This window comes from Kitasatospora sp. NPDC057936 (assembly GCF_042887525.1).
Lineage (GTDB): Bacteria > Actinomycetota > Actinomycetes > Streptomycetales > Streptomycetaceae > Kitasatospora.
In genome coordinates, this window is the sequence record NZ_JBHVPD010000005.1 from 36834 (window position 1) to 58785 (window position 21952).

The window sequence follows — 21952 nt, forward strand, 5'->3', positions numbered from 1 at the left end:
GGAGAACAGCGGTGGAGGAAAAGCTCCGCGAGGGCGTGGACCGGCTCTGTGAATGGTTCGCTGGCGACACGGCGCCGGACCGGCGGAATCCGGGCGGTGTGCTGGTCGAGCCGGGCGGCGACGTGGACCCGGTGCTCGCCGCCGGCCTGGTCGCTCCCGGGGCCTGGCTGTTCGCGGAGGACGCCGACGGCGGTGGCACCGGGGTGCCGGGGATCTCCGTCGGGGGCGGCCTGGCGCACCCGGGTGACGAGCTGTCGGTGGCCGACGAGGTCTACGTGCAGACCTTCGACTACTGCTCGCTGCCGTACCTGTCGATCGCGGGTCCGACGGTCGTGCGGATCACCGGCGAGGCGGACCACGCGGCGTTCCTCGCCGACGCGGACCGGGCGGCGCACGGCGGCGTCTGGGCCGCCGCGCTCGGCCACTCCTCCGTCCACCCGGCCGACATCGGCGCCCTGGCGGCGCCCGCCCGCCGGCCGGGCACCGGGCGGCTGTACGTCACGACGGACGGAACGGTCCGCACCGGGATCGGCGGCAGCGACCTGGCCCGGGTGGAGGACGGCGCGGAGGCGGTGGCCATGGCCCTGGCCGCGCACGGCGGCGATCCCACGCTCGACGGCGTGCTGGAGCGGTCCGTCCTGCTGGCCGGCGCGGCCTCCCGGCCCTGGCTCGGCCGCTACCTCCGGGCGCTCGACGTCCGCCGGCGGCTGGCCGGCCGGTTCGGCGGCGAGCCGACGGTGTCCGGGTTCGGCGTGCGCCTCACCCCCGGGCTGCCGACGGCGCCGGTCGAGGCCGTGGACGCGCCGCTGATCGCCGAACACGACGGCACCTGCTACGCCGTGCCGGCCGACGGTTCCCGGCTGTTCCGGCTCGGACGGGACTCCGCCCGGCTGCTGGAGGTCTTCGCGGTGCTGGACGAGGCGGAGCAGGCCGCGGCCGAAGCCGCCCGGCTGTTCCAGGTGACCCCGTCCCGGGCGGCGGAACTGCACGCCGACCTGACCGCCCGCCTCGGCGGCAGCGGCCCGGCGGCCCGTGCGGAGGGCGACCGATGAGCGCCGGCACCATCGAACCGGCGGCGCTGCCCGGCCTGGCCGGCCGGATCGCCGCCGCCCTCGGCACCTCGCTCACCGTCACCGACATGTACGGACCCCTGGGCGGGCCGGTGTACCACCGGCTCACCGTCCACGACACCAGCGAGATCCCCGATCTGCTTACCCGGCTGCGCGGCGTGTCCGGCCCGGTCCTCGAACTCGCCTGCGGCTCCGGCCGGCTGACCATCCCGATGCTCGCCGCAGGGCACCGGGTCACCGCGCTGGACCTGTCCGCCTCCCTGCTCGCCGAGCTGACCCGGCGCCTCGCCGACCCCGCCGCCCGGCACCTGGCGCAGCGGCTGGAGACCGTCGAGGCCGACATGTTCGAGCTGGACCTGGGCCGGACCTTCCGGACCGCGGTCCTCGGCACCACCACCATCGGACTGGTGCCGCCCGAGGTACGACCGGCGTTCCTGCGCCGCGTCCACGACCACCTGGAGCCCGGGGGCGAGTTCGTCCTCAGCCTCCACCCCCCGGCGGCCGCGGCCACCGAGACCGTGCACCCCATGACCACCGCCGACGCCGTGGACTTCCTCGTCGAGTACCAGGAACCGCACCTGCAGCGCCGCCGGGTGGCCGTCCTGCACCTCGGGCGCGAGGGCCGGCCCCTGCTGCTGACCTCCACCGTCCACACGCCCGACCTGGACACGCTCCGGCAGGAGCTGTCCGACGCCGGGTTCCCGGCCGTCGAAGTCCACCCCGTGCGCCGGATGGCCGAGGGCTCGCCCCTGTTCGTGCTGACCGCCAGGAGGCCCGCGTGACCACCGTGAACACCTATCCGCTCTGGGAGTTCCTGCTCCCGCCCAGCGAGTTCGGCCGGGTCGACCGCCGGGCCACCGGCGCCCGCGGCACCCGGCTGCGCTTCGCCGACGGCACCGAGGTGCTGGACGCCACCAGCGGCCTGTGGAACGTCAACCTCGGCTACGGCAACGACGCGATCGGCGACGCGATCGCCGCCACCGGCCGGGACGCCTCCTACCTCAGCCTGTTCCGCTACTCGCACGACTACGCGGTCAGGGCCGCCGAGGACCTGGTGGCCGCCGCCGGAACGGCCTACCGGCGCGCCGTGTTCTCCACCTCCGGCGGGGCGGCGAACGACCTCGCGATGAAGCTTGCCCGCCAGTACGCGGTGCTCCGGGGCCAGCCGGAGCGCAAGCTCGTCGTCGGCCTGCGCGGCAGCTACCACGGGCTGACGTACGGGGCCCACTCCCTCACCGGGGAGGCGCTCGACCAGCAGCTGTACGGCGTCGACCTGCGCAACGTCCGGCACGTCGACCCGGCGGACCCGGAGGAACTCGAGCGGTTCATGGCCCGCCACGGCTCCCGCGTCGCCTCGCTGGTGTGCGAGCCGGTCCTCGGGTCCGGGGCGCACCCGCTGTCCGACGCCTTCGTCGAGGCCATGATCAGGCTGCGGCGCGAGCACGGGTTCCTGCTGGTCGCGGACGAGGTGGCGACCGGCTTCGGCCGGACCGGCCCGCTGTTCGCCAGCTCGCGCTGGGCCGAGGCACCGGACCTGCTCCTCACCTCCAAGGGCCTGACCAACGGCAGCTGCGCCGCCTCGGCCGTGCTCGTCTCGCACGCCGTCGCCGAGGGGTTCGAGCGGCGGGACGCGATCCTGGTCCACGCCGAGACCCAGGCCGGCAGCCCCGCCAGCTGCGCCGCGGTCTCGGCCACGCTCCGGCAGTTCGACGAGCTCGACGCCCTGGCCGCCGGCGCACGGACCGCCGCCGCCCTGGACGCGCTCCTCGCCGAACTGACCGACCGGCTGCCGCTGGTGGCCAGGACCACCGGCGTCGGCTGCTTCCGCGCCCTGCACCTGCGCGACGCCGACGGCGACCCGCTGGACGGCCGGGCCGTCCAGGGCGCGATCGCGGCGATCCGCTCGCACGGCGCCCTGGTCTACCCCGGCCCCGGCGCCGTCCAGCTCATCCCGGTCCTCACCAGCACGGAGCAGGACCACGCCGACCTGGCCGAGGCGGTGGCCGAGGGCCTCGCCGAGACCTCCCGACGGGTGGGGCACCGGTGACCGGCTGGACCGACCGCCCCGGGCCGCCGGCGGTCTGGCGCCAGCGCACGCAGATCCACTTCGGCGAGGGCGCGCTGGCCGAGGTGTGGCGGCGGGTCCGCTCCCACCGGACGGTCCTCGTCGTGGACGCCGACCAGCCCGGTCTCGCCGAATCGCTCCCCCACGACGGGGAGGTGATCCGCGTCGACCCCCTGGCCGGCGACCTGGACAGCGCCGTCGTCCTCGCCGGGCAACTGCGCGAGTTCGAGCGCGTGGTCGTGGTCGGCGGCGGCGCAGTGCTGGACCAGGCCGCACTGGCCCGGCTGTTCACCGCCGCCCCCGGCACGCCGACGCGGATCCGCCTCGGCGGCTCCCGTCCCGGGCTGGTGCACGGCGGCCCGGCCGAACCGCTCGCCGGACCGTACCCGGAGCTCGTCGCGGTCCCGACCACCGTCGGCACCGCCGCCGAGGTGAGCTGCGCCGCCACGGTGCTGGTCGAGGGCCGCCGCAAGCTCGTCATGCATCCGCTGCTGTCCGCCGACACGGCGGTGCTGGACCCGGTCGCGACCGCCTCCCTCCCGGGCCCCCTCCTGCGGGAGGGGACGCTGGAGGCGATGATGCGCATGGCCAACGCCTACCTGACGATTCCCGGAAGGCGCTGCCCGGCGGCGGCCGAGACCGAGGCCCGCGACCTGCTGCGGGAACTCGCGGCAGCCGGGAGCACCGGACGGCCGGCGGCCGAGGTCGCCGTGCTGAGCGCGCGGACCGTCCTCGGACTGAGCATGGTCGGCCGCGACCCCTTCGCCGCGAAGACCTGGTTCCTGGCCAACGAGCTGTCCGCGAGCGCGGGCGTGCGCAAGATGGCCGCCACCGCCGCCGTCCTGCCCGTGGTGTGGCGCCGGATCATGGCCGGCGACGCCAGGCTCGGCGACCGGGAACGGCTCCGGCAGGCCTGGGACGCCGTCAGGGCCGGAGCGCCCGGGCTGGCGGACGACCCCGTCCACGGCATCAGGACGCTGGCGGCCGACTGGGGCGTCGACGCGTTCGCCGGCCCCGCGCCCGCGCCCGCCGACCTGGCCAGGGCGGCCGCCCGCGCCTGGGGCGGCGGCCTGCCCATGCTGGCCGGCTTCACCGTCCACGAGCTCACCGAACTGTACGCCGAGGTCCTCGAGGCAGCCCCGTGATCGACTTCATCGCCACGCTCGACCCGCACAACGGCCTGGCCGCGGCCGGCGCGCTCCGCCCGCCCCGCTTGCCGGACGAGCCGCTCTGGCAGGGCCTGGTGGAACTGCACCCGGCGCGCACCGGGGCCGCCTCCCGCGAAGGGAGCACGCTCGCCCGCGAGGTGGTCGGCGCGTACGGCGCTTCGCGCGGCGACACCCTGGTGCGTGCCGCGGGCGAGGCGGTGGAGCGCTTCGCCCTGTACCCGGCGGGCGACCCGGTGACGGTCGCCTCGGCGGCCGAACTGGCGGGCTCCGCCCTGGACTTCACCCGGGAGGGCGCCGAGCTGGCGGACCCGGCCGCGGCCCGCCGGGAACTGCGCTGGTACCCGGGCCGGTCGCTCGTCGACGGCGGCGGGGTGCACGTCCCGGCGGGCCTGGTCGACTACCCGGCCCACCCGGACGACGCGGCGGGCTTCGACCCGTCCCCGTCGGGAGCCGCCTCCGGAGCGACCCCCGAGCAGGCCCTGCTGTCGGCCCTGCTGGAGGTGATCGAGCGGGACGCGCTCATCACCGCCTGGCAGTGCCGGCTGCCGCTGCCCGTGGCCGACCCGGAGGCCGTCCTGCGGCAGAGCCCGGCGACCCCCGGCCGGCAGCGGCTCCGGCTCGCCCACCGGGCGGCGTCGGCCGCCGGACTGCGACCGGTGCTGGCCTGGATCCCCACCGGCCTGCCCGGCGTCCACTGCGCCACCGCCGTGATCGTCGACACGGACGGCCCCGGGCGGCTCGCGGCCGTCGGCGCCTGCGCGTCCGGGGACGCCTGCACCGCTCTGGGCAAGGCCCTGCAGGAAGCCATGCAGATCCGTTCCGCGCTCCGCCTGGTCAACCGCAACGACCCCGCGGACGCGCCGACCGCGCAGCCGCGCACCGAGCTCGAACGCGCGCAGTACTTCGCCTCCGAGCACGGCGCGGCGGCGGTGGCGTCCTGGGCCGCCGGGTTCGTCCCGGAGGAGGCGCGGCTCCTCGCCGACGCCGGAGCGGGTGCCGCACCGGACGGGCTCACCGTCGACGGGCTGGTGCGGGCACTCGCGGAGCAGGGCGTGCGGCCGGTGGCGGTCGACCTCACCCACCGGCTGCCCGAGGCGCTCGTCCGCATGGGCTGGCACGCGGTCAAGATCGTGCCCGAGGGCCTGCAACCCCTGCGGCTGGACGAGTCCTGCGCCTTCAACTGGCACCGCGGCCGGCTCGCGTCCGCAGGCGCCAGGACCGGCCTCACACCCCTCGCACCCGAGGGCCGCCGGGAGCCGCATCCGCTGATCTAGCGCCTTGGCCGGCCCGGGGAGCCCCGGGCCGGCCAGCGCCTAGGCCGCCTCCCCGAACAGCGCGGCGCGCAGGCCGACCCGTCCGTCGATGCACAACTTCCGGTACGCGTGCGTCAGATGGAACTCCACCGTGCGCCGGGTGATGTAGAGCCGGGCCGCGATGTCCTCGTTGCTCAGCCCCTCGGCGGCCAGTCGGGCGATCCGCTGCTGACTCGGGGTCAGCGACTCCGGCCCGACCTGCGGGAGCCGCCGCGGGCGGGCGCCGGTGGCCAGCAGCTCGTTGTGCACGCGGCCCGCCAGCGCGGTGGCCCCGGCGGCCTGGGTGAGCGCGAGGGCCTGGCGCAACCGGGCCCGTCCGGCGTCCGTGTGCCCGGTGGCGGCGAGCAGGGTGCCGAGCGCCGTCACCGATCGGGCGAGCTCCAGCGGATCGGACGCGTTCTCCAGCAGCGCCACCGAGTCCTCCAGGCCCGTCCGGGCCAGCGCCCTGGGACCGACCAGCGCGGCCACCCGCAGGGCCCGGGCCAGCACCACCGGGGCACCCCAGGCCTGCGCCTGCTCCACCTCCTGGGCGGCGAACTCCTGGGCCGCCTCCGGGCGGTTCAGCCGGTGCTCGATGACCGCCGCCCGGGAGCGCCAGGCGATCCGGCCCGGATTGTCCCCCCAGAGCTCCTCCATGAGCCGTCCGCACTCCATGAGGTCCCGCAGCGCCGCCGCGGCCTGGCCCTGGGCCATGCGCACGCGCGCGCGGGCCTCCAGGAAGTACGGCCACGTCCAGCCGGCGTGGCCGGCGGCCCCGGTGACGCGTTCGACGAGCTCCGCCGCGGCCTCGACCCGGTCGGTCTCCAGCAGGACCTGCACGGCGGCCGCGACGACGTGCGGCAGGTACGGGTGCGGCTCGTCCGACAGGGCCAGGGCGTGCTCGGCCTCGTCCAGGGCCGCGGCCAGCTCACCGGTCCGGTGGCGCAGCCGTGCCCGGACCGCGGCCGTCACCGCCCGCGCGGCCGGCGGCCAGTGCGCGAGGTCGGCCGCCCGGATCTCCGAGGCCCCGCGACGGGCGGTCTCGATCCGGTCGGCGTCGAGCAGGGCGGTCACGGCCAGCACGGCGGTCTGGGCCTGGTCCTGCGCCGGGTGGAACCCGCGCAGGGCGTTCCCGGCGAGTTCTCCGGCACGGTCGGCGCCGTCCAGGGCGATCACGGACCGCATCGCGAGCGCCGCCAGCAGCCCGCGCTCGTCCGGCGTCCGGCCGGTGGGCTCCGCCCGCGGCCCGCGGGTGGTCAGGGAACCCCAGCAGGCGGGCCGTCCCCCGTCGGGAATGACGGCGCGCAGGCTCAGGATCGGCAGCAGCAGCCGGTTCGTGTCGGAGAGTTCCGCCGCCGTGCGGTCGAGCAGGTCGATCGCCGGGCGGGGCAGCCCCGACTGGACCAGGGCGCGGGCGAGCAACGGCACGAACTCCGCCCGCTGCTCGGGATCGGTGCTCAGGGTCTCGGCCTCGCCGAGGTGCCGCACGCAGTCGTTCAGGTCGCTGTGGGCCTCGGCGGTGCCCAGCTCCACCAGGAGCCGGTGCCGGACCTCCGTCGAGGCGGTCTCGGTGAGCGCGTGCCGGAGGAAGCGGACGGCCGCGGCCGTGTCGCCCCGCTCGCCCGCGGACCGTGCGGCCCGGCGCAGCACCTCCACCCGCCACGGCTCGCCGGTGCTCGCGCCGGCCACCACGTGGGCCGCGATCCGTTCCGCGGCCGCCCGGGCCCGGAACAGCGCCCGCGCGGTGTCGGCGTGCGCGATGGCCCGGTCGGTGGCCGCGAGCAGGCCGGCGAGCGACTCCGAGACCTGCGGGTGGCAGAACCGCCCGGCCGGACCGGCGGCGAGCAGCCCGCTGCCCTCCAGGGCGGTCACCGCATGGTCGAGCAGCGGCTGTTCCAGCCCGGTGACGGTCCGCAGGACGTCGGTCCCGGTGTCGACGCCCAGTTCGGCCAGCAGACCGGCCACCCGCAGCACCACGGGCGGCTCCCGGCGGAGCAGGGCCCGCAACGCGGTCGGCAGCACCCGCTCACCGACCGCGCCGGGGCGAACGAGCCCGGTGGTCTCCGGCAGCCCGCCCGTCCTGCCCAGCTCGCGGACCAGGGCGGCGACCAGGGCGGGGTTGCCCCCGGTCATCGCGTGGAACTCCGGGCCGAACGCCTCGGCGGCCCCGGGACCGACGCCCTCGGCGACGACCCGGGCCGCGCCCTCCACGGTCAGCAGCCCGGGCTGGACCACCCGGCACGCCGGGTGCTGCATCAGCTCGTGGACCAGCTCACCGCCGGCGTTCGGCAGCGAGCCCCGGGAAACGACGGCGAGCTGCACCGGGACGTCGTCCAGTCGGCGCGCCAGGAACGCCAGCCACTGGGACGAGTACTCGTCGGCCCAGCAGACGTCGTCCACCGCCAGGACCACCGGCCGCTCCTCGGCCAGTTGCAGGACGGGCGCGCACAGCGACGCCAGCCGGTCGAAGTCGGCGGCCGCCGAACCGGGCTCGGGCATCCGGTAGGGCATCCCCTCCAGCACCGCCTCCGCCTTCTGCGCGGCGGCCGGGCGCCGCGCGGCCGGAGCGCCGAGCACGGGAGCGAGGAGCTGGCGGACGGCGCCGAAGTGGAAGTCGCGCTCGACGATGCTGCAGCGGGCCCTCAACACCGTCATCTCCTGGTCCCGCGCCTCCCGGCCCAGGGCGTCGAGGAGAGCGGTCTTCCCCAGCCCCGAGGGGCCGTCGACCACGGTGACGGCCGCGCGCCCGGACCGGACCTCGGAGAGCGCGTCGAGCAGTTCCCGGAACTCATTGTCCCGGTCGGCGAGAAAGGTCCTTGATTGCGCCAATGCATTCCCCCGAAATTGCATTCATGGCTGCGCCGCCGCGGCGCGATGCGATGGGGATCGCGACCTCGGCGTAGCCGTTCCACGGTGTTCCTGGGAGATCCCCGCACCGATGTCGGCCGCGCTGTGAATTCAGTGGAACCGTAGCCCGTTCCACTGACAACCGCGCGCATCCCCCCAGATGAGCGGAACTATACCGCACCAGGTCACAGGGGTGACCGGGCGTCAGGGCGGCTGCACATGACATTCAAATCCGCCGGGTCTGCATATTTATGCGACGCTCTGGAAAATTCGAAATCAGGGCCGCATTATTCACCGGATGCGGACGTATAAACGGCCTTTGAAAACGGTGCTGCGCGCACGGTCCGGAGGCCGCATATCCCGGCGTCGGACGAAGGGCGGGCCGTTGGTGGTCGATGTGGCCGGCCGTCGGCGCTCGAAGGGCCGGCCAGGCGTCCCACCGGTGTGCTCCGGGGGTTGGGGGCCCTGGCGGGTCCTCTGGCGCCGCCTGGTGCCCCCGGGCGTCCTCCGGCTCGAAGGGCCCGCTCGGCCCGCTCCGGGGGCCGTGGTGGCGGGTGTGGCGGGTGCGGTGGATGGGGTGCGGCGGAAGGCGGAGATCATGATCCGCGTCACACGGCCCGCCTGCTGATGGCACGCGCAAACGGCGAAGGCCCCGGAGAGTGATCTCTCCGGGGCCTTCCTGGCGGTGGCCAGGGCCGGGGTCGAACCGGCGACCTTCCGCTTTTCAGGCGGACGCTCGTACCAACTGAGCTACCTGGCCGTACTGCACCGTCTCTTGCGAGACGAGCGATCCCGACGGGACTTGAACCCGCGACCTCCACCTTGACAGGGTGGCGAGCTAACCAACTGCTCCACGGGACCTTAGGTGGCTGGTGGGCCACCAGGTCTTGCGGCACTGCACTTTACTACGGGTACTGCGGTACTGCGTGCCCCCAACGGGATTCGAACCCGTGCTACCGCCTTGAAAGGGCGGCGTCCTGGGCCACTAGACGATGAGGGCTTGCGGCCTGTCCCGCTGTGTTCCAGCGTTCGGGGACGTCGAGAAGCATATGGGATGTCGGGCGGATCGCCAAAACGGGTTCCGGCCGGGTGGAGCGGCGGCCGGTCGGGCCGGGTGCCGGCGGCCCTCCGGGAGGGGTCAGGACCAGCCGAGGTCGTGGAGCTCGTGGTCGTCGAAGCCGAAGTGGTGGGCGACCTCGTGGATCACGGTGATGCGGACCTCCTCGACGACCTCCTCGCGGGTCTCGCAGTGCCGGAGGGTGGGACCGCGGTAGATGATGATCCGGTCCGGGAGGACCCCGGCGTACCACTCGCCGCGCTCGGTGAGCGGGGTGCCCTCGTAGAGGCCGAGGAGCTCGGGGTCGGCGGGGTCCGGCTCGTCCTCGACGAACACCGCGACGTTGTCCATCATGGCCGCGAGCTGCGGGGGAATCAGGTCGAGCGCGTCGCCGACCAGCGTCTCGAACTCTTCCCGGGTCATCTCCACCGGATCATTGTCGGTTCTGGGACGGGGGCGTGCCAGGTGGTGGGAGCCGGTGTTTCATGGCCCTATGACGACCTCGGACGGGACGGTGGACGACGTGGCACGGACGGTGCCGCCGGTCGCGGCGGTGGCGCGGCCGCGCCCGCCGGTGCTGCGCGGGCAGGGGCCGGCCGTCGCGGTGATCGCGCTGGGCGGGGCGGTCGGCGCGGTGGCCAGGTACGCGGCCGGGCTGGCGTGGACGGACGGGCCGAGCGCGTTCCCGTGGACGACGCTGCTGATCAACGTGGTCGGCTGCGCGGTGATCGGGGTCTTCCTGGTGGCGATCACCGAGGGCCGCCCGGCGCACCCGCTGCTGCGGCCGTTCTTCGGGACGGGCGTGCTGGGCGGGTTCACCACGTTCTCGACGTACGCGGTGGACATCCGGCGCCTGATCGAGGCGGACCGGCTCGGCCCCGGCCTGGCGTACCTCGGGCTGACGCTCGCGGGGGCGCTCCTCGCGGTCTGGACGGCGGCCGTGGTGACGCGGCGTCTGATCCACCGCGGCGCTCGGGAAGGCGGTGGGGCATGAGTGACGTGAGCGAGCGGAGCGAGCGAACAGACCAAGAGGTGCGCGTTTCGCGAAGCGACCGCCGAGCGCAGCGAGGCGGGCGCATGAGCGGCCCGGCGCTGCGGCTGACGGTGCTGGTCGGGGAGAACGACCGCTGGCACCACCGGCCGCTGTACAGCGAGATCGTGCACCGGGCGCGCGCCGCCGGGCTGGCCGGGGCGAGCGTCTTCCGGGGGATCGAGGGGTTCGGGGCGTCGTCGCTGGTGCACACGACGCGGCTGCTGTCGCTGAGCGAGGACCTGCCGGTGGCGGTGGTGATCGTGGACGAGGAGCAGCGGGTGCGGGGCTTCCTGCCGCAACTGGACGAGTTGGTCGCCGAGGGGCTGGTGGTGCTCGACCCGTGCGAGGTCGTGCGGTACGTCGGGCGGACGGGTTCGGCGGGCGCGGCCGGTGCGGCCGGTGCGGCCGGTGCGGCCGGAGCGCCCGGGGCCGGGGAGGACGGGAAGTGAACTGGCTGTTGGTGGTGGCGGGGGCCGTGGTCGGGGCGCCGATGCGGTACCTGACGGACCGGGCGGTGCAGTCCCGGCACGACTCGGTGTTCCCGTGGGGGACGTTCGTGGTGAACGCCGTCGGCTGCGCGGTGCTGGGCCTGGTGACCGGTGCGGTCGCGGCGGGGGCCGCGTCCCCGCACGTCCAGTTGCTGGTCGGGACGGGGTTCTGCGGGGCGCTGACGACGTATTCGACGTTCTCGTACGAGACGCTGCGGCTGGTGGAGACCGGGGCCGGGCGGTACGCGGTGGCGAACGTGGCCGGCAGTCTGGTGGCCGGCCTGGCGGCGGTCTACGCGGGGGCGGAGCTGGCCTCGGCGCTCTGGGGGTGACGCTCTGGGGGTGACTTGATGGGGTGGTGCTCTGGGCTGACGCTCTCGGGAGTGACGGGCCGCCGTTCTGCGCTCCCCCGCAGGGGTGAATTCCAACCGACACGCGTTTGAACCAACGGCGTTGGGCCGGGTGGTTGGCGGCCAGCGGCTTCCTCGTGCGCCGCCCGTGTCCCGCCGGGCCCGGCGCGCGTTGGGCACCGGGAGCGGCCGCGCGCATGGGGCGGCCAGGGTGGGGCGGTAGAGAGGGAGCTCGGTGGCTTCGGTGCGGGCGGTTCGGACGGCGGTGCGTACGGTTTCGGCGCGGGCGCAGGCGGCGGAGCAGGCGCGGGGCGCGCACCTGCGGACCGGTGTGGTGCGGGCGGCGGCGTTGCTGGCGGTGGCCGGGCTGGGGTTGACGGGGTGCATGTCGGTCGGCCCGGCGGCGGAGGAGAAGCCCGGCGGCGTCGCGCCGGTGGGCCAGGCCGGTCCGGCGGCCAAGCCGGGGGCGACGGGCGGCCCCTCGGCCCCGGCGGGCGGCGGGCACCTCGGGGGTGCGTCCGGGCGCTCGGAGCGGCAGGGGGGCTCGCAGACGGAGAACGCGCCTGCCGGGGGCACGTCACAGGCTCCGGGCGAGCCGGCGCCCGGCGCGAACGCGGCCACGGCGGGCGTGATCCCGGTACCGGGCGCCCCCGCGGCGGAGGGATCGCCGGGCGCGAACGGCGCGGCCGGGGGCGTGAGCGCCAGCCCCGCACCCAAGCCGGGCGGCGGCTCGTCGGCGGGCGGCGGAACGGCGGGCACGGGCGGCTCGGCGGGCTCCGGCGCCGGTGGCACCGGCGAGGGCCGGTCCGGCGGCGGCACTTCGGGCGCCCCTTCGGCCACGCCCAGCGCTCACCCGTCCACGACCCCCGAGCCCGAGCACTCCTCGCCCGCCGCGACCGTCCCGCCGGCCCCGGAACCGTCCTCCGGCAGCTCCGGTTCCTCGGCCCCGAGCCCCCGCCCGGCCCCGCATTAGGGGGATGGCCAGGGCATTTGCCTCCGATCCCGAGGATCCTCTATGGTGGTAGATCGTTCGTTTGATTCATTTGTCTGGCGCCCTACTCCCATCTGGCGCCCTTGGCGCGTACCGGCGATCCGTGGCTGACCGCATAGAGGCGGTTGTGAAACAGAACCCCGGACTTTGGCGCGTGCCACTTCCGGAAGGTTTTGCATGTCTCTCGTTGACGACGCCCGCTTCGCCATGCCCGCGAGCGAGTCCGCCGCCGATGTCACCACCACCCCCGAGTCCGACGCCGTCGAGGCCGTCGAGACCACCGAGACCGAGGTCGTCGAGGTCGTCGAGACCGACGCCGTCGAGTCCGCCGAGCCCACCATCACCTTCGGCGACCTGGGCCTGCACGACGACGTCGTGCGCGCCCTCGCCAAGCGCGGCGTGACCACCCCGTTCCCGATCCAGGCCGCGACCATCCCGGACGCCCTGGCCGGCAAGGACGTGCTCGGCCGCGGCCGCACCGGCTCCGGCAAGACCCTCAGCTTCGGTCTGCCGCTGCTCACCCGCCTCGCCGACGGCGAGCGCACCAAGCCCAAGCACCCGCGCGGCCTGATCCTCGTCCCGACCCGTGAGCTGGCCATGCAGGTGGCCGACGCGCTGGAGCCGTTCGGCTCGGTGCTCGGGCTCAAGCTCAAGGTCGTCTGCGGCGGCACCTCGATGTCGAACCAGATCTACGCGCTGGAGCGCGGCGTCGACATCCTGGTCGCCACCCCCGGCCGTCTGCGCGACCTGCTGAACCGCGGCAGCGCCAAGCTGGCCGACGTCCGCACCGTCGTGCTCGACGAGGCCGACCAGATGGCCGACATGGGCTTCCTGCCCGAGGTCACCGAGATCCTCGACCAGGTGCCGGCCGGCGGCCAGCGCCTGCTGTTCTCCGCCACCCTGGAGAACGAGATCGACACCCTGGTCAAGCGCTACCTGAAGAACCCGGTCACCCACGAGGTCGACCCGTCGGCCGGCGCCGTCACCACCATGACCCACCACATCCTCGTGGTGAAGCCCAAGGACAAGGCGCCGATCACCAACGCGATCGCCGCCCGCAAGGGCCGCACGATCATCTTCGTCCGCACCCAGATGGGCGCCGACCGCGTCGCCGAGCAGCTCATCGAGGCCGGCGTGAAGGCCGACGCGCTGCACGGCGGCATGACCCAGGGCGCCCGCACCCGCGTCCTCGGCGACTTCAAGGACGGCTACGTCAACGTCGTCGTCGCCACCGACGTCGCCGCCCGCGGCATCCACGTCGACGGCATCGACCTGGTCCTCAACGTGGACCCGGCCGGCGACCACAAGGACTACCTGCACCGCTCCGGCCGCACCGCGCGGGCCGGCCGCTCCGGCGCCGTCGTCACCCTGGTGCTGCCGCACCAGCGCCGCGGCGTCTTCCGCCTCATGGAGGACGCGGGCGTCGACGCCAGCCGCCACATCCTGGACCACGCGTTCGACGCCGAGGTCGCCAAGATCACCGGCGCCCGCTCGCTGACCGAGGTGCAGGCCGAGAGCGCCGCGAACATCGCCGGTGCCGCCGAGCGCGAGCTCGCCGACATGACCCGCCAGCTGGAGCGCGCGCAGCGCCGCGCCACCGAGCTGCGCGAGGAGGCCGACCGCCTCGCCGCCCGTGCGGCGCGCGAGCGGGCCGAGCTGGGCATCGAGGACGAGGCCCCGGCCGCGGAGGACGACACCGTCGCCGAGGGTGCCCCGGCCGCCGACGCCGCGGTCGCCGTGCCGGCGCAGTCCGGCCCGGCCGCCGAGGAGCGGACCCCGGCCTACCGCGAGGCCCGCAGCGAGCGTCCGGCCTTCGGCCGCGACCGTGACCGCGACGACCGTCGTTCGGGCGGTTTCGACCGTGACCGCGGTGGCTTCGGCGGCCGTGACCGTGACGACCGCGGCGCCCGCTCCGGTGGCTTCAACCGCGATGACCGCGGCGACCGCGGTGCCCGTTCGGGCGGCTTCAACCGTGACGACCGCGGCGACCGCGGTGCCCGTTCCGGTGGCTTCAACCGTGACGACCGCGGCGGCTTCAACCGTGACCGCGACGACCGTGGCGGCCGTTCCTTCGGCGACCGTCCGGCCCGCTCCTTCGGCGACCGCCCGTCCTTCGGCCGTGACCGCGACGAGCGCGGCAGCAGCAGCCGTCCGTTCGCGCGCCGTGACGACCACCGCTCCGGCGGCCGTCCGCAGTCCTCGGGCTTCGGCGGCGGTCGTGACCGCGACGACCGCGGTGCCCGCTCCGGCGGCTTCAACCGCGAGGACCGCGGCGGCTTCAACCGCGACGACCGCAAGCCGCGCTGGAAGAACTGAACCCGTACCGCCGGTAGTTGACGAAACCGCCGGCTGACGGACGAAGGGCCCGCTCCACTTGTGGAGCGGGCCCTTCGGCGTTCCCCCCGGAACTTCCCCGGCGTCCCCCTGGGTCCCCGATATCCCCCGATACCCCCCTGGGACCCTCTGGACGTTTCCCCCCGAGGTGTTGTTCTTGGAGTGAGAATAACCTGTGGCGCGGGCTGAGGGAAGTCCATTAGCGTCGGGCCCATGAGCAGCAGACTGCACGGTGTGGCCGTGGTGAACGAGGAGATCGCCGCGCGGGGGAGCTACCGGGCGACCGGGGGTGAACTCGTCGAGGTGGGCGATCAGTTGGCGGCGGCCCGGGCCGGGACGGTGTCGTATGCGCCGGCCGCGCTGGACGCCCTCCTACGGGCCGGCAGCCCAGGTCCCGGGCCGGGCCGCGGGGCGGTCGAGGTGACGGCCGAGGGCAGCGTCCAGGCCGCGCGGCGCCTGGTCGAGGCCGGCGCGGGACCGGTCGGGGTGCTCAACTTCGCGTCCGCGCGCAACCCCGGCGGCGGATACCTGCGCGGCGCCCGCGCCCAGGAGGAGGACCTCTGCCGCAGCGCGCTCCTCTACACCTGCCTGCTGGAGGCGCCCGACTACTACGAGGCGCACCGCGCCTCCACCGACCTCCGGTACAGCCACCGGGTGATCGTCTCGCCCGGCGTGCCCGTCGTCCGGGGCGAGGGCGGCGCCCTCCTCGCCCGGCCCTACCCCGTCACGTTCCTGACCTCGCCCGCGCCCAACGCGGGCCAGCTGGCCCGGCGTTCGCCCGGCGTCGACGTCCGCGGCGTGCTCGCCGAGCGGGCCGTGCGGGTGCTCGCGGCGGCGGCCCGGCACGAGGTCCGCACGCTGGTGCTCGGGGCGTGGGGCTGCGGCGTGTTCGGCAACGACCCGGCGGAGGTCGCCGAGGCCTTCGAGGGCGCGCTGGCCCGGTACGGGGCCGCCTTCGAGCGCGTCGTGTTCGCGGTGTGGGACCGCTCGCCGGTGTCGGCGAACCGGGCCGCGTTCGAGGCCCGGTTCACCGGCTGAGCGCTTCGGCGGCCGGTCAGGCCTCGGCGCGGCCGGACAGCGCCGTCGCCACGGCCGAGGCGGCGGCGACCACCCCGGTGACGGCGAACACGGACGGCCACGCGCCGATCCGCTTCGCCAGCGGGTGCGAGCCGCCGAAGGCCACCACGTACAGCCCGGTCAGCACGGCCGCCGTCCGCGCGCCCGAACGGCGGTGCCACTGCGCGGCCGCCCCGGCACCGGCCACCGCCAGCACCGCGCCGCCCAGCTCGCGCCGCCCGGTCCAGCGGGCCACGCCGTAGCCGCCGACCAGGCCGCTCGCGGCGGTCAGGGCGGCGGGCGCGCCGTCCGCGATCACGTTCGGGACCTTCGCCATCGTCGACTCCACTCGTCCGCTCGGGGGATGCGTTCCGGCTTCCGACCATAACTCCACGCGCTCGGGCACCCGCTCGCGGCCCTTGGTGCCTAGTGCCGTGGCCCTTGGTGCTTACTGCCGTGGTCCTAGCGGAACGCCTGCGCGGCGGTCTGCGCGGGCACCGTCCGCGACAGCCGCTCGGCCGCCTCCGCCGGGGACAGCACGCGCTCCAGCCGCAGGTCGCCCGGGAGGTCCGGGATGAACCGGCCCGCCGACCACGTCCGCTCGTACGGCTGCGGCTCCAGCACCAGCGTCCGAACACCGTCCAGCACCGGGATGTCGGCCGGCGTCCCCTCGTTCCAGAGCCACGAGCCGTCCGGCGCCACCAGGTTGAACGCGCCGGCCGCGATCAGGCGGCGGCCGTCCGGGTGCGCCGTGCGGCACAGCGCCACGACCTCCGGGTCCTGCCGGACGCCCGGCAGGTGGCCGCCGCCGATCAGCACGTCGGCGAGGAGCGTGTGCAGCTGGAAGGTGTCGCTCAGGCCGTCCATGCGGAGCAGGTAGCCCGTGCCCGTCGGCCGGTCCAGCACCAGCAGCGGTTCGTCGTCGAGCACCTGGGCCAGGTACGAGAGGCCCTTGAGGTCGTGCCGCTCACCGCCGTACCGGGCGATCAACTCCAGCAGCACGGCCGTCACGCCCGAGGCGCGCGCCTCCGCCCGCACCGGCGCGTGCGCCAGCACCGCCCACGCGGCGCGCTGCCACAGCTCCAGCGTCCACCAGCCGACGACGGCCAGGTGCGCCTGCCAGGCGTCCAGGACGGCCGGATCCGCGATCCGCCCGTGGGCCGCGCCCGGGTCGTCCTCCTCCGGATCGGGCAGCGGACCGCCGCCCGTCGCCTCCCACCGCTCCACGAGCCGCTGCGCGCCCGTCAACGCGCCCCGCAGCCCGGCCAGCACCGGGCCCGCGCACGCCGACGGATCGGCGCCCCGCTCGACGCAGGCGCCCACGAGCATCGCCAGGTGCGAACGCGGGAACGGCGGCGCGTCCGGCAGCAGCGCCGCCAGCCGGGGCCCGGCGGTCGCCACCTCCTCCGGGCCGGCCGGGCCGAAGAGCCCGCCGACCAGGCCGAGCGCCGGGCCGAACCGCTCCTCGTCCTCCGCCGCGACCACCGCCTCCAGGACGGCCACCGCCTCGGCGAAGGTGGGCTGCTGATGGGGCGTGGGGGTGTGCTGGGAGGCCATTCGCCGCAGCATAGGCGGCGGGCGGGGCGGGGCGGGGAGCGGAGCGGGGGCCGTGCGGGGCCGCGTGGGGTGCGTGCGTCGGCGGAAGCAGCGGCGCGGCGAAGGCACCGTGACGCATACTCACGCGGTGACTGCGCCCCATCCGATACGAGTCCCCGGCCCCGGCACCGAGGCGGAACCCGCCCTGAAGGTCGCCCCGCTCGAACTCTTCCTCGACCTCGTCTTCGTCTTCACGATCACCCAGCTCACCGGCAGCCTGGCCCACCACCTCACCGTCGACGGCCTCGTCCAGGTGCTCGTCATGCTGGCGGTCATCTGGTGGATGTACGACGCCTTCATCTGGCTCACCAACGCCATGCCGCCCAGCAACCACCGCCGGCGCGGCCTCCTCATGCTCGCCATGGGCGCGTTCCTGGTGATGTCGCTGTCCGTCCCGCACGCCTTCGAGGGCAGCGGCGTCGCGTTCGGCTGGGCGTACCTGGTGGTCGTCGCCGTGCACACCGGCATGTTCGCGGCCTCCGGCGTCGCGCTGCCCGCCGTGCTGCGGATGGGCGGGGCCAACCTGGTGGGCGGCGCGCTGGTCGTGACCGGCGGCTACTGCACGGGCACCCTCCAACTCGCCTTCTGGGCCGCCGCCTTCGCCATGCAGTTCGTGACCCCGCGGGTCGCCCGGCTGCCCGAGTTCCGGCTCCGCGCCGACCACTTCGTCGAACGCCACGGACTGATCGTGATCATCGCCTTCGGCGAGTCCGTCATCGCGATCGGCGTCGGCGCCGGCGGCCTGGACCTCACCCTGCCCCTCGTCGCCGTCGCCCTGCTCAGCCTCGCCGTGTGCGTCGGGCTCTGGTGGGCCTACTTCGGGCACGACGACGACGCCCGCGCCGAGCACCACATGGCCGCCCTCACGTCCGCGCGCCGCAACTGGACCGCCGTCACCGTCTACTACCTCGGGCACGGCGGACTCCTGCTCGGCATCCTGCTGTTCGCCGCCGGGGTCAAGTCCGCCGTCGCCCACCCGGGGGCCCCGATCACCCTCCCGCAGGCCGGCGCCCTCGCCGGCGGCATCGCGCTCTACCTCGTCGTCAACACCGCCGTCCGCCGCACCTTCCGCCTCACCCCGAACGCGCCCCGGCTCGTCGCGGCGGCCCTCCTGCTCGCCACCGTCCGGCTCGGCACCACCGTCTCCGCCCTCGCCCAGGTCGCGGCCACCGCCACCGTCCTCGCCGCCGCCTTCACCTACGAAGCCCGTCGGTCCCCGGTGGCAGACTTCCCCCGTGACTGACACCGCGATCACGGACGGCGCCTACCTGATCCGCAACGCCGCCGACGGCCTGCTCCTCGAAGTCGCCGACGGCAGCCGCCGCAGCGGAGCCCGCATCCGCTGCGGCGAGGCCACCGGCACCGACGCCCAGCTCTGGCACCTCACCGCCGTCCACCCCGGCGGCGCCCTCTACCACCTGGAGAACGCCAACAGCGGCAAACGCCTCGACGTCACCAACGCCTCCCCCGACGACGGCGTCCCCATCCAGCAGTGGTCCGCCAACGCCTTCGGCGCCCAGGAATGGCTCCTCGAACACCACGACGACGCCCCGGGCACCTACACCATCACGAGCTTCATCAGCGGCAAACCCCTGACGGCCACCGAGGGCGGGGTCGAGCAGCGGGAGGACACCGACTCCCCGACACAGTGGTGGCACCTGGAACGCCGGGGGTAAGCGGGTGGGGCTTCGGCGGTTCGCTCAGGCGGAGAGGTTGGTGCGGAGGGCGGTGAGGTCGGTGTCGGTGATGCCGTGGGGGGCGAGGTAGGCGGGGATGGAGCCGTGGTGGGTTTCGATCCAGGCGAGGGAGGAGGCGAGGAGGGCGGCGGAGACCGGGCGGGAGACGCGTTCGGTGCCGGTTTCGTCGACGTACGGGGTGGGGCCGTCGAGGAGGCCGAGGCCGGCGTTGGAGCGCAGGAAGTCGGCGGTGATCTCGGCCTCGGAGGCGCCGAGGAGGGACTGGACGACCGCGATGGTGAGGCCGGTGCGGTCCTTGCCGACCGCGCAGTGGACGACGGCCGGGACGGCTTCCGGGGCGGCCAGGCGGCGGACGGTCGCGGCGATCGACGGGCCGCCGGTGCGGGCCATGAAGGGGTAGAGCGCGGCCTGGTCCTCGGGCCACGGGTGCTCGTCGTCCTCGCGGTCGGCGGGGAGGGTCGGCACGTGGAGGGTCTCGTGGTCGAGGCCGTGCCGCAGGTCGGGCCAGACCTCCAGCTCGAACGCGCTGCGCAGGTCGACCACGGTGCGCAGACCGAGGGCCTTGAGGCGCCGGGCGCCTTCCTCGGTGAGGGTGTGGAAGGAGCCGGAGCGGTAGAGCACACCGCGGCGGAGGGTGCCGATGCCCCCGGCGTCGCGGAAGTTGCGCACGCCGGGGATGTCGATGAAGGCGTCGATGGCGTCGGTCATGGCACCACGGTACGGGTGCGGGCGGTGGTGGCGGAAGGAAACCGGAGGAGGCCTTTCGGTGCCGCCGGGTGACGTCCGGTCACCTCGGGCGGACCGTTCTCAGCGTCCGCCGGCGACGTCCAGGAACGCTCCCGTCATGTACGACGAGGCCGGGGAGAGGAGGAAGAGGATCGTCTCGGCGACCTCCTCCGGCCGCCCGCCGCGCCCCATCGGCAGGGTGGGGCCGACCCGGTCGACCCGGCCGGGCTCGCCGCCCAGGGCGTGGATGCCGGTGTGGATCAGCCCGGGGCGGACGGCGTTGACGCGGATGCCCTCGGCGGCGACCTCCAGCGCGAGGCCGCGGGTCATCGAGTCGACGGCGCCCTTGGCGGCGGCGTAGTCGACGTACTCGTTCGGCGAGCCGAGCCGGGAGGCGGCCGAGGAGACGTTGACGACGGCGCCGCCGCGACCGCCGTGCCGGGTGGACATCCGGCGGACGGCCTGCGCCGCGCACAGGAACGGGCCGGTGATGTTGGCCGCCCAGATCCGGTTCAGCCGCTCCTCGTCGAGGTCTTCGAGCCGGCACTGCCGCTCCAGCGTGCCCGCGTTGTTCACCAGGCCGGTGAGCGGTCCGAGTTCGGCGTCCACGGTGGCGAACAGCCGCTCCACCTCGGCGGTGCGGGTGACGTCCGCCCGGACGGCGACGGCGGTGCCGCCCTCGGCCCGGATGGCGGCCACGACGGCGTCCGCCGAGGCCTCGTCGGCCCGGTAGTTGACGCACACGTGGTGGCCGCGGCGGGCGGCGAGCAGGGCGGTGGCGGCGCCGATGCCGCGGCCCGCGCCGGTGACGAGCAGGACCTCGGGGGGAGTGGTCGACATGTCCGTACGCTATCCGGTGGCCACTGCCCGGTGGCCGCTACCGGGTGGCCCGGTCCGTGGTGCCTGCCGCCGCCCGTAGGGCCGCGATCTTCGGCGCGCGGCTCTTCGGCGAGTCGAGGCTGAACCCGCGCGCGTCGCCGAGCTCGTCGCGGACGAACGCCTCGGTGCGGGCCACCGCCTCGCGCAGCGCGTCGTCCGGCGGCACGAAGGACTGGTGGACGATCTCCGCGCGCTCGGTGTCGTACTCCCACAGCCCGACGATCCGGCCCCGGTCGAGCACCACGTGGGTCTGCGGGTCGGCCTCGCTGCCGAACGACCGCCCGGCCCGGCCGGCGGGCAGCGGGCGTGCGGCGTCGGCGGGGTCGAGCAGCCGGGGCAGGTCGCGGTGCAGGAGGTGGATGCCGTCGATGCCCGCGAGCAGGGTGTAGCGCGGCTCGGCGGGGATCCTGAACTCGGCGTACTCGTCCAGCAGTTCGGACGGCATCAGGAACTCCGAGCCGGGTGCGAGCGGGACCAGCCCGGCCTCGGCGACGGCCCGGCGGGCGGTGGCCGCGGTGAAGCCGGAGAACCAGCGGAAGTGCCGCAGGGTGGCTGGGGCGGCCCAGGAGAAGTAGCGGCGGGCGAGGTCGACGGTGCCTCCGGCGACCGGCTGGTCCCAGCCCACGTAGCCGTAACGCTGCTGGTCCAGACGGCCGTTGACGGGCACCCGGCGGATCCGTCCGCGCGACTGCATCAGCCCGAGCGCGAGCGGCAGCGTCGTCGAGACGCCGCGTTTCTTCCCCGCCTCGCCGAGCGACCGGACGGCGTCGCCGACCTCCTCCCGGATCGACGTCGGGTCCAGCGGCTCCGCCTCAGACAACACGCGCTCGATGGCCAGGCAGAGCTTCTCCACCTCGTCCCGGCCGACCCCCAAGTGCTTCTCCGCGGAGGTCAGTTCGGCCACCGGTCCGGCGGCGCCGGCGGCCAGCCCGAGCGCGAAGTCGGCGGCCGGCAGGACGTACGTGCAGCCGCGCGCCGCCGGCAGCTCGTGCACCTCCAGCCGCGCCACGGCCGCGTCCACCGCCGCCCGGCGGAGCCCGGCCCGGGCGAACAGCCCCAGGTACGGTGCCGCGCCGCCCACCGACCGCGCCCACCCGGTGGCGGCCAGCACCTCGGCGGCGGGTGCGCCGGGGTGCGGGCGGTCCAGCCACTGGCGGTGCGACCACCAGGCGCGCAGTTTCGCGGTGTCGGCGTCGGTGCGGGTCTCCGGTCCGTGCTCCATGGGGCCAGTATCGGCCGACGGGCGGGCCCCGAGCAGGAAATCGGTCGCCCGGCGCGGCCGGGCTCGGGGAGGATGCGATC

General features: G+C 75.3%; 20 protein-coding genes and 3 tRNA genes. 13 read left to right on the top strand and 10 right to left on the bottom strand.

Annotated features, from left to right (window positions below; genetic code table 11):
• Positions 1–11: 11 nt before the first annotated feature.
• From mpaB to ACFVU9_RS04305, 5 genes are read left to right on the top strand one after another with little or no spacing between them, the layout of a single operon-like run.
• Complete coding sequence (gene mpaB / locus ACFVU9_RS04285; RefSeq protein ID WP_387589758.1) at positions 12–1052, top strand: daptide biosynthesis RiPP recognition protein; 1041 nt, start codon at positions 12–14, stop codon at positions 1050–1052.
• Positions 1049–1852, top strand: a complete 804-nt coding sequence (gene mpaM / locus ACFVU9_RS04290; RefSeq protein WP_387589760.1) for a daptide-type RiPP biosynthesis methyltransferase — start codon at positions 1049–1051, stop codon at positions 1850–1852. The genes mpaB and mpaM overlap by 4 nt, the downstream gene beginning before the upstream one ends.
• Positions 1849–3117, top strand: coding sequence for a daptide-type RiPP biosynthesis aminotransferase (mpaD, locus tag ACFVU9_RS04295; protein ID WP_380440644.1), 1269 nt, complete (start codon positions 1849–1851; stop codon positions 3115–3117). The genes mpaM and mpaD overlap by 4 nt, the downstream gene beginning before the upstream one ends.
• Entirely contained in the window at positions 3114–4280 is a 1167-nt protein-coding gene (locus ACFVU9_RS04300) for an iron-containing alcohol dehydrogenase (protein ID WP_387589764.1), read from the top strand. Before mpaD ends, ACFVU9_RS04300 begins: the two co-directional genes overlap by 4 nt.
• Positions 4277–5578 carry a YcaO-like family protein gene (locus ACFVU9_RS04305; protein WP_380440640.1) on the top strand — a complete coding sequence of 434 codons (1302 nt, stop codon included), beginning with the start codon at positions 4277–4279 and terminating at the stop codon, positions 5576–5578. Before ACFVU9_RS04300 ends, ACFVU9_RS04305 begins: the two co-directional genes overlap by 4 nt.
• A 39-nt stretch (positions 5579–5617) precedes the next feature.
• Here the strand turns inward: ACFVU9_RS04305 and ACFVU9_RS04310 are convergent, their stop codons facing one another.
• The 5 genes from ACFVU9_RS04310 to ACFVU9_RS04330 all read right to left on the bottom strand — a co-directional run bounded on the left by ACFVU9_RS04310 (position 5618) and on the right by ACFVU9_RS04330 (position 9923).
• Positions 5618–8425 carry a helix-turn-helix transcriptional regulator gene (locus tag ACFVU9_RS04310; protein ID WP_387589767.1) on the bottom strand — a complete coding sequence of 936 codons (2808 nt, stop codon included), beginning with the start codon at positions 8423–8425 and terminating at the stop codon, positions 5618–5620.
• A gap of 704 nt (positions 8426–9129) precedes the next feature.
• Positions 9130–9203, bottom strand: a tRNA-Phe gene (locus ACFVU9_RS04315).
• Positions 9204–9230: 27 nt separating this feature from the next.
• Positions 9231–9304, bottom strand: a tRNA-Asp gene (locus ACFVU9_RS04320).
• A 66-nt stretch (positions 9305–9370) separates the two neighbouring features.
• Positions 9371–9443: transfer RNA gene (locus tag ACFVU9_RS04325), tRNA-Glu, on the bottom strand.
• Between the two features lie 138 nt (positions 9444–9581).
• Entirely contained in the window at positions 9582–9923 is a 342-nt protein-coding gene (locus ACFVU9_RS04330) for a metallopeptidase family protein (RefSeq protein WP_380440755.1), read from the bottom strand.
• Between the two features lie 70 nt (positions 9924–9993).
• On the opposite strand from ACFVU9_RS04330, the gene crcB (ACFVU9_RS04335) reads away from it, so the two are divergent.
• The 6 genes from crcB (ACFVU9_RS04335) to ACFVU9_RS04360 all read left to right on the top strand — a co-directional run bounded on the left by crcB (ACFVU9_RS04335) (position 9994) and on the right by ACFVU9_RS04360 (position 15734).
• Positions 9994–10494: a fluoride efflux transporter CrcB gene (gene crcB, locus ACFVU9_RS04335; protein ID WP_380504227.1), complete on the top strand. Its 501-nt coding sequence runs from the start codon at positions 9994–9996 to the stop codon at positions 10492–10494.
• Positions 10495–10577: 83 nt separating this feature from the next.
• Complete coding sequence (locus ACFVU9_RS04340; RefSeq protein ID WP_387589769.1) at positions 10578–10982, top strand: DUF190 domain-containing protein; 405 nt, start codon at positions 10578–10580, stop codon at positions 10980–10982.
• The gene (gene crcB, locus ACFVU9_RS04345) at positions 10979–11353 is read left to right on the top strand and encodes a fluoride efflux transporter CrcB (RefSeq protein ID WP_387589772.1); all 375 of its coding nucleotides are present in this window, start codon (positions 10979–10981) and stop codon (positions 11351–11353) included. The genes ACFVU9_RS04340 and crcB (ACFVU9_RS04345) overlap by 4 nt, the downstream gene beginning before the upstream one ends.
• A 283-nt stretch (positions 11354–11636) precedes the next feature.
• Positions 11637–12344 (top strand): hypothetical protein, encoded by a 708-nt coding sequence (locus tag ACFVU9_RS04350; protein ID WP_380440630.1) that lies wholly within the window; start codon positions 11637–11639, stop codon positions 12342–12344.
• 195 nt (positions 12345–12539) lie between these two features.
• A complete protein-coding gene (locus ACFVU9_RS04355) occupies positions 12540–14678 on the top strand; it encodes a DEAD/DEAH box helicase (protein WP_387589775.1) in 2139 nt (712 codons plus the stop codon).
• Between the two features lie 231 nt (positions 14679–14909).
• On the top strand, positions 14910–15734 hold the full coding sequence (locus ACFVU9_RS04360) for a TIGR02452 family protein (RefSeq protein ID WP_380440626.1): 825 nt from the start codon (positions 14910–14912) through the stop codon (positions 15732–15734).
• Positions 15735–15750: 16 nt separating this feature from the next.
• Here ACFVU9_RS04360 and ACFVU9_RS04365 read toward each other — a convergent pair whose 3' ends face one another.
• Together ACFVU9_RS04365 and ACFVU9_RS04370 are read right to left on the bottom strand one after the other, a co-directional pair.
• Positions 15751–16089 (bottom strand): hypothetical protein, encoded by a 339-nt coding sequence (locus ACFVU9_RS04365; protein WP_380440624.1) that lies wholly within the window; start codon positions 16087–16089, stop codon positions 15751–15753.
• A gap of 125 nt (positions 16090–16214) precedes the next feature.
• Positions 16215–17309 (bottom strand): hypothetical protein, encoded by a 1095-nt coding sequence (locus ACFVU9_RS04370; protein WP_380440622.1) that lies wholly within the window; start codon positions 17307–17309, stop codon positions 16215–16217.
• A gap of 127 nt (positions 17310–17436) precedes the next feature.
• Here ACFVU9_RS04370 and ACFVU9_RS04375 point away from each other — a divergent pair, with 127 nt between their 5' ends.
• Positions 17437–18591, top strand: a complete 1155-nt coding sequence (locus tag ACFVU9_RS04375) for a low temperature requirement protein A (protein WP_387589779.1) — start codon at positions 17437–17439, stop codon at positions 18589–18591.
• A complete protein-coding gene (locus tag ACFVU9_RS04380) occupies positions 18584–19024 on the top strand; it encodes an RICIN domain-containing protein (protein WP_380440618.1) in 441 nt (146 codons plus the stop codon). The genes ACFVU9_RS04375 and ACFVU9_RS04380 overlap by 8 nt, the downstream gene beginning before the upstream one ends.
• A gap of 24 nt (positions 19025–19048) precedes the next feature.
• Here ACFVU9_RS04380 and ACFVU9_RS04385 read toward each other — a convergent pair whose 3' ends face one another.
• From ACFVU9_RS04385 to ACFVU9_RS04395, 3 genes are all read right to left on the bottom strand, one after another.
• Positions 19049–19753: a tyrosine-protein phosphatase gene (locus ACFVU9_RS04385; RefSeq protein WP_387589782.1), complete on the bottom strand. Its 705-nt coding sequence runs from the start codon at positions 19751–19753 to the stop codon at positions 19049–19051.
• Between the two features lie 99 nt (positions 19754–19852).
• Positions 19853–20611 carry an SDR family oxidoreductase gene (locus tag ACFVU9_RS04390; RefSeq protein WP_387589784.1) on the bottom strand — a complete coding sequence of 253 codons (759 nt, stop codon included), beginning with the start codon at positions 20609–20611 and terminating at the stop codon, positions 19853–19855.
• A 37-nt stretch (positions 20612–20648) separates the two neighbouring features.
• Positions 20649–21872 (bottom strand): DNA glycosylase AlkZ-like family protein, encoded by a 1224-nt coding sequence (locus ACFVU9_RS04395; protein WP_387589787.1) that lies wholly within the window; start codon positions 21870–21872, stop codon positions 20649–20651.
• Positions 21873–21952 lie beyond the last annotated feature (80 nt).